This window comes from Vibrio sp. 1CM2L (genome assembly GCF_023161695.1).
GTDB lineage: Bacteria > Pseudomonadota > Gammaproteobacteria > Enterobacterales > Vibrionaceae > Vibrio > Vibrio coralliirubri.
The window spans coordinates 556,072-570,164 of record NZ_JALNTT010000001.1; the positions used below are offsets into that span (position 1 = coordinate 556,072).

Annotated in this window: 9 protein-coding genes; 6 read left to right on the plus strand and 3 right to left on the minus strand. The window is 43.5% G+C overall.

Annotation, left to right across the window (positions count from 1 at the left end; genetic code table 11):
* Positions 1-26 precede the first annotated feature (26 nt).
* Positions 27-467 carry an Lrp/AsnC family transcriptional regulator gene (locus tag MSG34_RS02295; protein WP_009845852.1) on the minus strand — a complete coding sequence of 147 codons (441 nt, stop codon included), beginning with the start codon at positions 465-467 and terminating at the stop codon, positions 27-29.
* A 141-nt stretch (positions 468-608) separates the two neighbouring features.
* Between MSG34_RS02295 and MSG34_RS02300 the strand changes: the two genes are divergently transcribed.
* Complete coding sequence (locus MSG34_RS02300; protein WP_048609838.1) at positions 609-1,193, plus strand: LysE family translocator; 585 nt, start codon at positions 609-611, stop codon at positions 1,191-1,193.
* Between the two features lie 47 nt (positions 1,194-1,240).
* Here MSG34_RS02300 and MSG34_RS02305 read toward each other — a convergent pair whose 3' ends face one another.
* Positions 1,241-1,630 carry a DUF1294 domain-containing protein gene (locus tag MSG34_RS02305; protein ID WP_248336161.1) on the minus strand — a complete coding sequence of 130 codons (390 nt, stop codon included), beginning with the start codon at positions 1,628-1,630 and terminating at the stop codon, positions 1,241-1,243.
* Between the two features lie 156 nt (positions 1,631-1,786).
* Between MSG34_RS02305 and MSG34_RS02310 the strand changes: the two genes are divergently transcribed.
* The 3 genes from MSG34_RS02310 to MSG34_RS02320 all read left to right on the plus strand — a co-directional run bounded on the left by MSG34_RS02310 (position 1,787) and on the right by MSG34_RS02320 (position 9,631).
* The gene (locus MSG34_RS02310) at positions 1,787-3,559 is read left to right on the plus strand and encodes an alpha-amylase family protein (RefSeq protein WP_248336162.1); all 1,773 of its coding nucleotides are present in this window, start codon (positions 1,787-1,789) and stop codon (positions 3,557-3,559) included.
* Positions 3,560-3,963: 404 nt separating this feature from the next.
* The gene (gene pulA, locus MSG34_RS02315; RefSeq protein ID WP_248336502.1) at positions 3,964-7,605 is read left to right on the plus strand and encodes a pullulanase-type alpha-1,6-glucosidase; all 3,642 of its coding nucleotides are present in this window, start codon (positions 3,964-3,966) and stop codon (positions 7,603-7,605) included.
* Positions 7,606-7,864: 259 nt separating this feature from the next.
* The gene (locus MSG34_RS02320) at positions 7,865-9,631 is read left to right on the plus strand and encodes an alpha-amylase family protein (protein ID WP_248336163.1); all 1,767 of its coding nucleotides are present in this window, start codon (positions 7,865-7,867) and stop codon (positions 9,629-9,631) included.
* Positions 9,632-9,785: 154 nt separating this feature from the next.
* Here MSG34_RS02320 and MSG34_RS02325 read toward each other — a convergent pair whose 3' ends face one another.
* On the minus strand, positions 9,786-10,703 hold the full coding sequence (locus MSG34_RS02325; RefSeq protein ID WP_248336164.1) for a LysR family transcriptional regulator: 918 nt from the start codon (positions 10,701-10,703) through the stop codon (positions 9,786-9,788).
* Between the two features lie 194 nt (positions 10,704-10,897).
* On the opposite strand from MSG34_RS02325, the gene MSG34_RS02330 reads away from it, so the two are divergent.
* Positions 10,898-12,529: an alpha-glucosidase gene (locus MSG34_RS02330; protein WP_248336165.1), complete on the plus strand. Its 1,632-nt coding sequence runs from the start codon at positions 10,898-10,900 to the stop codon at positions 12,527-12,529.
* A gap of 368 nt (positions 12,530-12,897) precedes the next feature.
* Positions 12,898-14,076: a maltose/maltodextrin ABC transporter substrate-binding protein MalE gene (gene malE / locus MSG34_RS02335; RefSeq protein ID WP_048610530.1), complete on the plus strand. Its 1,179-nt coding sequence runs from the start codon at positions 12,898-12,900 to the stop codon at positions 14,074-14,076.
* Positions 14,077-14,093 lie beyond the last annotated feature (17 nt).

Below are 14,093 nucleotides of genomic sequence, written 5' to 3' on the forward strand. Positions count from 1 at the left end.
TGCGCCTCTCCTGAAATAAAACTCGACTAGCGTTCGTCTTTAGGGGTATCCATCACAACCATAGTCGTAATAGATTGCACCTGAGCACATTCCCCAAGCACATCGGCATGAAACTTCTTATAGCCCGGTAGGTCTTTGGTTTCTACCCTTAGTAAGTACTCGTTGGCGCCAGTAATGTTGTGGCACTCCACCACCTCTTTTTCCATACTGACGTGCTGTTCAAACTCCAGCTGAGCCGCTTTGCTGTGGCTTGATAAACCAATCGAAACATAAGCAATAAAACCGACACCCATCAGCCCATTATCCAGAACCGCACGGTAACCTTGAATGATACCTTTACGCTCAAGATCCTGGACGCGTCTTAAGGTCGCAGAAGCCGACAAGCCAATCCGTTCTGAAAGCTCAATGTTGGAGATTCTGCCGTCCAATTTAAGCTCTTGCAATATCCTTTCGTCAAATCTATCCATAAGTACTTATTATTGTGCATTTAGTGATAATAGAGGAAATAAAAGCACATAATTGCCTCACTTTCCACCTACTATGTTTCTCAACACGTGAAAGTCATGACCGGTCAGTCACTTCGTTCATTTTTTTGCTGGAGAACCATAATGCCTTTAGAACAACTTAGCGCACTTGCCTTGTTTGCGTTCGTCTCGACCTTCACGCCAGGTCCAAATAACATCATGCTCATGACTTCTGGTGCGAATGTTGGCTTTGCTCGTACCATTCCGCACATGCTCGGCATAGCTCTAGGGTTTGCAGCCATGCTGCTATTAGTTGGCTTTGGTTTAATGGGCATTTTCAACGCTTATCCGGTTACGCACCAAATATTGAAATACCTAAGCCTTGCTTACCTCGTGTACCTTGCAATTAAGATAGCACTGAGCGGCAAAGCCAAAAGCACCGAGGCTTATAAGCCAATGACCTTCATCGGCGCGGCAAGTTTTCAGTGGGTGAACCCGAAAGGTTGGTCGATGGCGCTGACGGCAATTTCAGTCTATAGCAGCGGCAGTTCATGGTGGGAGCTTGCGATCATCGCAGGTATCTTCACGCTAGCCAACTTACCGTCAGTGACATTCTGGACAGCTGCAGGCAAGCAACTGCAACACTGGTTAACAACACCCATCCGCATCAAAAGCTTTAACTACGGTATGGCGGGGTTGCTGTTAGCCTCAACGATTCCGATGTTGTAACAAATAGCTTCCCTATGATGGTTAGTAAGTGATTACTAGCCATCACTTTACAAGTATCCAATAACCTCGCTAAGCCAACGCCCAAACGTCGCCTGCCCGCTCGGAGTTAACGTCCACACAAACGCCGCAACATTCATTGCCACTGTCACCCAATATATCGCTCTGAATGGCTGCTTCTGCGTTTTATGTCGCAGCTTATCTTGAGCAATCAACGCCCCTAACCAGCCACCAGCAACAGACAAGATATGTAAGGTTTTCTCTGGCACACGCCAATTGCCATTGATCGCTGCTCGCTTGTCCTTTGCGTACACAAAAAACGTCACCACACCGATAACCAAATACCACACCAACAGCGCTTTAGAGCTTTCTGTAAACAACACAGATACCGCCACCAGAACCAAATAGGTGATAACGATTTGAATAGATGAAGACAACATGACTCCTTTTGGGCAACAGCTCACATACTGTAGCAATTACGCCCTGTAGATTTTGATAAGGATGAGTAAGGCATATTGTAATTCGGTTAGCCTGCAAAGAATAAACAAGCCCTTTCATCCCTACATAACATGATGGAAGTTAAAGGAATTATAAATATGTACAACCAAAAGTACGCCATCTACCAAGTTTTTACGCGTTTATTTGGCAATAAAAACACCCAACATGTTCCATGGGGCACAATCGAGCAAAATGGCGTCGGTAAGTTCAGTGATTTTACCGACAAAGCGCTGTCTGAAATCCGCAAACTCGGTATGACTCATATTTGGTATACCGGGGTGCCACATCACGCCATCATCAATGATTACAAACACATCGGGATTTCAGACGATCACCCGAGCGTAGTGAAAGGCCGTGCAGGATCACCTTACGCCGTCAAAGATTATTACTCTGTAAACCCAGATCTCGCCGACAACCCCGAGCACGGTCAGGAAGAGTTTGAGGCATTAATCAAAAGAAGCCACGACAACGGCTTAAAGGTGATCATCGATATCGTCCCTAATCACGTTGCGCGTCATTATAAAGGCTTGAACAACCCAGAAGGTGTCAGTGACTTCGGCGCTCAAGATGACACAACGCTGGAATACCACAGAGACAATAACTTCTACTATATTCCCAACAGCACCTTTGAATTGCCAGACATAAAGCCCGCCTTTACGCCGCTAGGTGGTGAACAGCACCCTAGCCTAAGCTCCCCGTTTATCGAAACGCCAGCCAAATGGACGGGCAATGGATCACGCTTAGCTAAACCTAATTTCGACGATTGGTATGAAACCGTGAAGATCAATTACGGTGTGCGCCCTGACGGTTCAAAAGATTTCCCTGTGCTCCCCAAAGACTATGCCCAACGCGATTACCGAGAGCATCACCAATTCTGGGAATCGGTCGCTGTACCTAGCTCTTGGATTAAATTCAGAGATATCGCTTTGTTCTGGTTAGACAAAGGTGTTAATGGACTTCGCTACGACATGGTTGAAATGGTGCCTGTTGAGTTTTGGAGCTACCTAAACTCATCAATAAAGATGAAAAACCAAGATGCCTTTCTGATGGCAGAGGTGTATCAGCCGGACTTGTACCGCGAATACATTCACTTAGGCAAAATGGACTATCTATACGACAAAGTTGACCTATACGATGGTCTCAAAGCCATCATGCAAGGCAAGGCTTCAACGGCAATCATCCCTGAAATCCAACATCAAATGATGGATATTGAACATCACATGCTGCACTTCTTGGACAATCACGATGAGCAACGCATCGCTTCTCCCGAGTTCGTTGGCAATCCACATGTCGCAAAGCCTGCGATGCTAGTCAGCGCGTTATTGAGTAGTTCTCCAACCATGATCTACTTTGGGCAAGAAGTCGGAGAACCCGGTGCAGAGAATGCAGGCTTTGGACAGCCCTCACGAACTTCCATATTTGACTACATTGGCGTCCCACAACACCAAAAGTGGATGAATAATGGTGCGTTCGATGGTGAGTTACTAACCAATAAAGAAAAGCAACTGCGTCACTTCTATCAAAAGGTAATGAACTTTTCGCTAGAGCACTCGTCGATGACAGGTGATTACCAAGACTTACACCAGTGCAGTAACTTGAGTGATTCAGTCTACGCATTTCTGCGCTATGACCACCAAGAGCTAACCATTGTTGCTGCTAATTTCAGCCAACATACCACCGAAAGTATTCACCTAGAGATTTCACATGACGTCATTCAAAAACTCAAATTAGTTGATGGTCGTTACATACTCAATGAACATATTGAAGGCATAGCACAACAAGTGCTCGACATTGAGAACAGTGTTGGCAACTTTAATATTGAATTGAAACCGCTAGCGTCTTTGGTTTGGGTGTTATCCTTTAATGGATAATATATCTATCAATATTAATTACCGAACAACTCCCTTTAAATCAATTGATAAATAACTTAATTCCCATATAAAATTAACACTCTCTCAATTCGATATATTACTCACATTAATAAGGATGAGCTCTCATCCTTATTAACTACACCTAGCTTCTACGCCCTACATTATTGATATTAAACAAATGAGTCATTGATCCAATTAATTTAACAACAACCAAATACAAAGCGTGATATTGACGCTAGGTTTCCTATATTTACGAATTAAAAATAACTTTATACATTGCCATCACAAATAGTTGACCTTGGTTAAAGCTAGGATATTTATCTTCATAAAAAGTGAAATATGGATATCAAAACGTGAACAACATAAATATTAATAAAATTATCTCTCTACGAAATACCTTCAATGTGACCAAAAAGAGAAGCTTCAAGCGCTCGACTTTGGCCAAAGCAATTTTACCGCTATTCACCGCTACTTTGATCGCAGGTTGTGGCAGTGATAGCGACAATGACATCGACGCAGGCAATGATGGATTATACAAAGCAGGCGAAAACGAAGTTGTTGTTTATTACAAACGTGACGTTGCAGCCGCAAGCACTTCAGGCTCTACTTACGACGGTTGGGGACTTCACCTATGGAATGGCGAAGGTTGTACTAGCACAGACTTAGTCGCAATGGGGTTGAGTGAAACCGGAACCGATTGGAACAGCCCTTACGAATACGATGGTATCAGCGATACTTACGGTGCCTATTATGTATTGAAAGTAGATCCTGATGCTTCTGACCCACACAAATGCATGAATTTCATCTTGCACAATGGCGACGAAAAAGCGTTTGGTAGTGCCAATTCAAAGATCGAGTTAACCAAACTTGGTGATTCGCAAGGTGTATTCGGATTCCACGGCAGTAGCGAGTTATATTACGACCCAATTTCAGAGCGCCCTGTGAATATTGACGGTCAAAAAGCACATTGGTTAGATGCGACCACCATTGCTTGGGAAGCCGCTAGCAATGCCGACTCGGTGAAACTGTTCTACGCACTCGATAACAGCATCACGATGAACGACGACAAAGAGATCGTTGGTGGCACTGCAATTGAACTGAGCAAAGATGGGGAATTGTCTTCTGAATTGAAAGAGCGTTTCCGCCACCTTGCAAGCTTACCTGCCCTTGCTATCGACGTTGACGACAACACATTACGCACCATCTTAAAATCTCAGATAATTTTTGTTGCCTATAATGCCAATGGCGATGTTATCTCTTCAACTGAGGTTCAAAAGCCAGGTGTGCTTGATGCGGTATTTGCTAGCGAAGATGCTGGTAATGCAATGGGTGAAGAACTAGGCGCGATTGTTGAAGGCAGTGCTGCGACCTTCAAGCTTTGGGCACCAACCGCGCAAGATGTAGAACTCGTCTTGTACAGCGAAGATCTGCAAAGTTCACAAGTGATCCCAATGACGGAAAACACTGAGACGGGTATTTGGGCGACTGACGCGGTGTCTAATGCAGTCAACAGTTACTATCGTTACCAAGTGAAGGTCTACCACCCAACTACAGGCAATATCGAAACTCGCCTAGTAACCGACCCATACTCTCTCAGCTTGTCGAAAAACTCGGCATACTCTCAAGTGATTGACCTGAATGATTCAACTTTGAAACCAGCGAGCTGGGACGACTACGAACGACCAACCGTAGAGAAAGACGAAGACCACGTACTTTACGAATCTCACCTACGTGACTTTAGTTTCAGCGATAAGCTCGGCACAGCTAGCCTAAATGGAAAATACCTCGCTCTCACAGAAGCCGATCGTGAGTCGGTCAAACACCTACAAGCTCTGAAAGATGCGGGTTTAACCACGCTGCATATCTTACCAGCATTTGATATCGCTACCGTTGATGAAGATGCCGCGAGCCGTGTTGATATCACCGACACCGTAGGCAAACTGTGTGATGTAAAACCGACTGCTGCCTTATGTGGAAGCGAAGACGAAAACAAAGTCATCGAAGACGTACTCGATGGTTATAACCCTTCAACGGGTGACGCACAAGCATTAATGAATGACCTTCGTATGCTTGATAGCTTCAACTGGGGCTACGACCCATTCCATTACACGGTGCCAGAGGGAAGTTACGCGACCGATCCTAATGGTTCGCAGCGTATTCTCGAATTCCGTCAGATGGTGAAAGCCACGCACGACATGGATCTCAAGCTGATCATGGACGTGGTATACAACCACACCAACGCGTCTGGTGTGAACGATAAGTCGGTACTGGATAAAATTGTCCCTGGGTACTATCACCGTCTTAACGTCAACACTGGTGGCGTAGAAAACTCGACTTGTTGTGACAACACTGCGACCGAAAACCTGATGATGGGTAAATTGATGGTCGACTCACTCAAGGTATGGGCTGACGATTATAAAGTGGATGGTTTCCGTTTTGACTTGATGGGTCACCAGCCAAAAGACGTGATGGTCGAAGCATTGGAAGAAGTGCGTAAAATTGACCCGAATACTCTGTTCTACGGTGAAGGTTGGGACTTTGGCGAAGTAGCGGATAACGCACGCTTCGATCAAGCAAACCAAATCAATATGGCAGGTACTGAGATCGGTACATTCTCAGACCGTTTGCGTGACGCCGTTCGTGGTGGTAGCCCGTTCGACGGTGGCGTCGATTCAGAAGGCAACCACCCACTTCGCTTTAACCAAGGCTTTGGTAACGCAGCGATTGCCAATGAAGAAACCAAAGTTGATCAAGATTCGATCAATGGTCGTTTGCATAACCAAGACCTTGTTCGTTTAGGTATGGCAGGTAACCTCGCAGAATACGTACTGATTGATTACAAAGGCGATACCAAACTGGGTAAAAACGTTGATTACAACGGCGCGCCAGCTGGTTACACCAAGATGCCTTCAGAGAACATCTCTTACGTGTCGAAACATGATAACCAAACGCTTTGGGATAACAACGCATACAAAATCGCCACTGGTACTAGCTCTGCAGAGCGTGCTCGCATGCAGTCTGTATCGCTTTCTACCGTGATGTTAGGCCAAGGCATACCATTCATCCATATGGGTTCTGAACTGCTACGTTCAAAGTCTATGCAGCGCGACTCTTACGATTCTGGTGACTGGTACAACCGCGTAATGTTTGATGGTACTAACAACAACTGGAATGTTGGCTTACCACGTGAAGACAAAGATGGTGCCAACTGGGATCTGATCAAAACTATCATTGCTGACAGCGCGGCTAAACCAGACGCAGACGACATTGAGTTAACTAAGCAGCAATTCCTAGAGCTATTAAAGATCCGTAGCTCAAGCGAACTGTTCCGCTTAGATACAGCTGACGAAGTTATGAAGCGTGTCGACTTCCGTAACGTTGGCGAAGATCAAGTCGAAGGCCTGATTGTCATGTCGATCGATGATGGTGTGTCTGCGGGCGACGATCTTGACCCTGCAAATGATGCGATTGTGGCAGTTGTAAACTCAACCAATGAATCTCAATCGTTCAAAATCACGGGAGCAACAGGCTTTACACTTCACACCGTTCAACAAAGCTCTGAAGATGACATTGTAAAAGGTGCAAGCTTCGCCGCTGAAACCTTCACAGTCCCTGCATTAACCACCGCTGTATTTGTACAAGTTCAAGGCGATGCACGAGGTGCTGGTTTGCCGGTTGATAACTCAGGCAAGGATGTATCGAGCATTCCGCCATACGGCCAAACAACCGTTTACGTTAAAGGTGACATGAATGGATGGGGCGCAACGGATGATTGGGCAATGAGCTTTATTGGCAACGGTGTTTACTCTGTAACAAAGACTTTGGAAGCAAAAGAGTATGGATTCAAGTTTAGCGGCGCTACTTGGGAACAGCTTGATCTTGGTTGTAATTCAGTTGAACTTGCAGATGGATCTATCGGCATTGGCAACGCGGGAGATTGTAAATTGAACGTAACAGAAGCGGGCAGTTATACCTTTACTCTGAATGCGATTCACGAGCTGGATGACAATGTGGAGAAAGCCGTAGTTTCTGTGACTAAACAATAGATTCAACAACAAACAATTAAAATATACCTGCTTGTTAGGGGAGACATGATCTCCCCTTTTTAACGACGGTTGCTCCCAATACATTGAAGTAAATGACAAACAACAGTACCTCCTTTCTTTTTGAGCAGCAGCTCACATACCACAACAACTACGCCCCGAATTTCTTAACTAAGGAGGATAAAGCAGCATTCTGATTGAGCTAGCCTCCTAACCCAAACATAAAGGTCTACACCTCTACTTCACGAGATGGAATATAAGTATGTACAACAAGAAACATTCAATCTATCAAGTTTTTACACGTTTGTTCGGTAATCAGAAAACACAAAACACACCGTGGGGAACCATTGAACAAAATGGTACTGGCAAGTTTAGTGACTTCACTGACAAAGCCCTTTCAGAAATTAAAGAACTCGGCATCACACATATTTGGTACACCGGAGTACCACACCATGCAGTGATCAACGACTACAAAGACATTGGCATCTCAGACGATCACCCAAGCGTTGTAAAAGGGCGAGCAGGCTCTCCTTATGCCGTCAAAGATTATTACTCCGTAAACCCAGATCTTGCCGACAACCCAGCGCAGCGCTTACAAGAATTCGAAACATTGATAAAAAGAAGTCACGATAATGGCTTAAAAGTCATCATAGATATTGTCCCTAACCACATCGCTCGTAATTACAAAGGATTAAATAATCCAGAGGGAATAAGTGACTTTGGCGAGCAGGACGACACAACTATTGAATACCACCGAAACAACAACTTCTATTACATTCCTGGTAGCTCATTTGAACTCCCCGAGTTCGAATCCGCTTTTATCCCACTAGGAGGAGAACAACACCAAAGTTTAGCCTCATCATTCCTTGAATCGCCAGCAAAATGGACAGGAAATGGGTCTCGCTTAAGCAAACCAAACTTCGATGATTGGTATGAAACGGTAAAGATAAACTATGGTGTGCGCCCAGACGGCTCAAAAGACTTCCCTGAACTGCCAAATGACTATGCTACACGTGACCACCTAGCTCACTACCATTTCTGGCAGCAAGTTGACGTACCAGATTCATGGGTTAAGTTTCGAGACATTGCCTTGTATTGGTTAGACAAAGGCGTTGATGGATTTCGCTACGATATGGCAGAAATGGTACCTGTCGAATTCTGGAGCTATCTAAACTCATCAATAAAAGTAAAGAATCAAGACGCATTTTTGATGGCAGAAGTATATCAACCGGACCTTTATCGCGATTATATTCGCTTAGGTAAAATGGACTATCTATATGACAAAGTTGATCTTTACGATGGCCTAAAAGCGATTATGCAAGGTAAGGCTTCAACTGCAATCATCCCTGAGATTCAACATCAAATGATGGACATTGAACACCACATGATGCACTTTTTAGACAACCACGATGAACAGCGTGTAGCATCTCCAGAGTTTGTCGGTAACCCACACATCGCTAAGCCAGCCATGTTGGTTAGTACGCTATTAAGTAGTTCTCCAACCATGATTTACTTCGGGCAAGAAGTCGGCGAACCAGGTGCGCAGAATGCAGGTTTTGGACAACCTTCTCGCACATCTATATTCGATTACATCGGTGTTCCTCAACATCAAAAATGGATGAACGGAGGAAAGTTCGATGGTGGGCAACTCAACAATGATGAAAAGCAACTCCGACTCTTCTACCAGCGAGTGATGACGTTTGCACTGAACCATTCATCTATGACTGGAGAGTACCAAGATTTACACAAATCCAATCAGCTAAGTGATTCTGTTTATGCTTTCTTGCGCTTTAATAACGAAGAGCTTGTTATCGCAGCTGCTAACTTTAGCCAAAGCATAACGGATAATATCGAGTTGAAGATTACTGCAGAAGTGATTCAAGAGCTGGGAATCGCAGACGGAAGCTATCCGCTCAAAGAACATATTGAAGGCGCCCAACAACAGACACTATATGTGGAAAATGGCGTCGGTTACTTCAGCGCTGAATTAAGTCCCCTAGCGCCTTTCGCTTGGGTGTTAGCTATCTAATATACTGGCTCTCGAAGTCATTAATTATTGTTACATCGAAATAAGGATAAACGGTACTTAACGTAAATATCAAACATGTTAAGTACCTAAATGCCATGAGCAGTAGAGATGTTAAACCATCGAAAATTCACAAAATCCTATTAGTTTTTAAAGCCTAATTAAAATTAGCCTTTTGTAAAATTTCAATGAAGGTTTTAATCTTCAGATCGTCCGCTCCCTGCTTCGCGTAAAGACCAACATTCCCTCGCTTAGAATCATCAATCAACAAAGTTTCAAATCCTCTTTTTTTCATCCAATCACACATTTTATGACTGTATGGCATCACAGCATCTGACATTCTTAACATATCTAAGCTTGCAAAAAGAGAATCAACATCATAAACATCTCGCCCTACTACCTCGACATCACGCCCACCAGATTGTGAGTTTACGTGATCAGAAAGTACGGAGTTATGTCTGGAGTGATCGGGAGTCACTTGGAGTATTGGATAATCCAACATGTCACGCCTTAACAAACTGAAATCTAGATATTTCTTTGTTAATAATGGATGACCATTTCGAACAAACACGGCTTCTTTGTCTTGAAATAGTGGGTAGAAAGTCACTTTACATCGCTCATGCAATCCATAAATTTCATGGCCTACAAACAGATCTATATCCCCTTGAACTAGGTGATGCATCAAAGATAAATTATTTCCGAACTCTAAATGTAACGACCCCATTTGTTCTTGTTGTTTGTACTCTTCAACAGCCTTACAAACAAATTGTTCCCACCAAGCTTCGCCTGTGCCGAGCTTCAATTTACCTAATTGGCGCTGCTGCATATCGGTAAAACGGTGCATTAGCGACAGATGCTTTTCTTGCTGCTCTTGCGCAAACTCCCGAAACAGCAACCCATACTCGGTAAGTTCAACGCCTTTTGACTTCCGAATAAAAATAGCAACACCAATATCACTCTCTAATTTCTTAATTGCAGCAGTCAAGGAAGGCTGGCTTATATTCAGTTTTTCTGCAGCACCTTTAATGCTACCGGTATGCGCAACCATCAGAAAATATCGATATAGCTTATTCATAAGACTCTCTTAGTTTGCATTCGATCACAAAATGCGAGGTTAGAAATTCGACAAATTACCCCACTGATGTTTGCACACAGCGGATAGGCAACATGATATAGGATTTTTCTATATAGAGCATTAGTAATGCTATTTCCCACTCAAAGGTGAAATCACTATAGTAAAGGCAACTAACTAATTAAGTGGAAATTGAGATGGAACAGAAATGGTGGCATGACGCGGTAGTCTACCAAATTTACCCGCGTAGTTTTTTAGACTCAAATAATGATGGTATCGGCGACCTAAATGGGATTATCAGTAAGCTCGATTACCTCAAGGAACTTGGCATCAATGTCATTTGGTTATCGCCTGTTTACCAATCTCCAATGGATGATAATGGTTACGACATCTCTGACTACCAAGCGATTGCTAAAGAATTTGGCAGCATGGAAGACATGCAACGCCTTATGGACGAAGCAAAAAAACGTGACATCAAGATTGTCATGGACTTAGTGGTAAACCACACGTCAGACGAACACCGTTGGTTCGAACAAGCTCGCTCTTCAAAAGATAACCCATATAGAGATTATTATATCTGGCGTGATGCAAAACCGGATGGGAGCGCACCAGACGACCAAGAATCTATCTTCGGCGGTAGCGCTTGGCATTGGGATGAGCTAACACAACAATATTTCTTCCACCTATTTTCAAAACGTCAACCAGATTTAAATTGGGAAAACCCGAAGGTACAAGAAGAAGTTCATAATATGATGAACTGGTGGATTGACCTTGGCATCGGCGGCTTTCGATTAGATGTGATCGACCTTATCGGTAAAGAGATCGATAAAGGAATTACGGGTAACGGGCCAAGACTACACAAGCTATTGCAACAAATGAATCAGGCTACCTTTGGCAATAAAGATTTGTTAACAGTTGGAGAGACTTGGGGCGCAACACCAGAGATTGCTAAGCTATACAGCGGACAAGATAGAAATGAACTATCGATGGTATTCCAATTTGAACACATCACACTGACATGGGAAAACGGTGACAAATGGAATCCTATTCCGCTCGACCTTAGAGAATTCAAGAATGTTCTGACGAAATGGCAGCTAGAATTGGCAGATGGTGGCTGGAACTCTCTATTCTGGAATAACCACGACTTACCGCGCTTGGTGTCAAAATACGGTGATGACAAAAACTTCCGGATCGAGTCAGCCAAAATGCTTGCGACTTGTCTACACTTCTTGAAAGGCACACCCTATATCTACCAAGGTGAAGAAATTGGCATGACGAACGTTGCCTTCGATAGCTTGGAGCAGTACAAGGATATCGAGACTCATAACTTCTACAAAGTAAAAACAGAGTCTGGTGTCACTCATGAACACATGATGGATGCCATTCACGAGAACAGCCGTGACAATGCCAGAACACCAATGCACTGGAACAATCAAGCTAACGCAGGGTTCTCTAACGTAACGCCGTGGATTGAGCTCAATCCAAACTACCCGGATATAAACGTCGAAAGTGCATTAGCCGATTCAGGTTCAATATTTTACCACTACAAGAAATTAATTGAGTTACGCAAAGCTCATCCAGCAATTGTCTACGGAGCTTTCATTCCTGTTTTTGAAGAACACGATAAGGTTTTTGCCTACGTTCGTGAATTGGATGGTGAACAGCTTTTTATCGTATGTAACTTCTCAGGAGAGTCGTTAACTCTTGAAGTTCCTGAACAATATCGCACCCAAACGCCGACTTGCCTAATCAACAACTATGGTGAAGTTTCAAGTGTAGATACGCTATTACACTTAGCACCTTATGAATCTTTTGCTTTAAAACTATAGCCCTATAAGCTCCAACCCCCGCACAAAGGCAAGGTAATTCCTTGCCTTTTTTATTGTTCCTAATCAGTGGTTTTAACTCATACAGCATAAACCGACATACGCAACTCCCTCCTTAGCCAGCTATAGCTAAATGACCAGCAATTTGTTTGAGCCCACCTTCACATTTCTTTTCATGTTCAACATCACAAAAGCTTTCCATCTTCCTCTAAAACTCTAGCCTCACCTTAATGATATAGATTTTTACTATATCTTCTGTTTGTTTACCTATTTCTCAAGGCACAAGGAAACCGATAAAATCACTCCAAGATAATAAGAACTGATAGAAGTGATTATCGTTATGGATAACCTTCTGAATATGGAATAAAACTATGAAACCTCTATTGAAAACACTGTCTATTTGTACCCTTGCTGCTCTTTTTAATGCACCAGCTTTTGCTATGGAAGAAGGTGAAATTACTATCTGGATCAACGGCGATAAAAGTTATGCCGGTCTCGCTGAAATTGGTAAGCAATTTGAAGAAGATACGGGCGTTAAAATCAATGTTCAGTATCCAGATTCACTGGAAGCAAAATTCCAACAACACGCTGCGACAGGCGGCGGCCCAGACATCATCTTCTGGGCACATGACCGTTTTGGTGGTTACGCTGAATCAGGTTTACTTCACGAACTAAACCCAAGCAAAGAATTCAAAGAAAAGCTTGTCGACTTCAGCTGGGATGCGGTAACGGTGAACGGCAAAATTGTAGGGTACCCTCTAGCAATCGAAGCACCTTCTCTAATCTACAACAAAGATCTACTTCCAAACCCACCAAAAACATGGGAAGAACTTGCTGCTATTCAAAAAGAGATGGCTAAACAAGATAAAAAAGCCATTATGTGGGATGTAAAAAATGCTTACTTCACATGGCCAATGATCTCTGCCGGTGGTGCATTCGCTTTTGAGAAAACAGAAACAGGCTATAACGCAAAAAGCACTGGTGTTAACAACGAAGCAGGCGTTCACGGTCTTCAATTCTTAGTTGATATGGTAAACCAAGGGGTTGTTAACCCGAACATGGATTACTCAGTCGCTGAAGCTGAGTTCACCAATGGTAACGTTGCGATGACCATTAACGGCCCTTGGTCTTGGGGTAACTTAGATAAGCTCGGCGTTAATTATGGTGTTGCAGAATTGCCGACATTAAATGGTGGTAAGGGTAACCCGTTTGTTGGAATCCTAAGTGCAGGCATCAATGCTGCAAGTCCGAATACTGATCTTGCTGTCGAATTCTTAGAAAACTACTTATTCCAAGACGATGCTTTGAAAACCATGAATGATGATAAGCCTCTTGGCGCCGTGACACTAAAATCATTCCAAAAGATCCTTGAGAGTGATGAACGCATCAAGTCAACTATGACGAACGCTGAAAACGGCGAAATCATGCCTAACATCCCTCAAATGACCGCTTACTGGTTCGCTGAGGGTGCTGCAATCGATAACGCAATGCAAGGTAAGCAAACGGTTAAAGAAGCACTAGACACTGCAGCTAAGCAAATTACCAAATAACCTTTCTTCTTATTAAT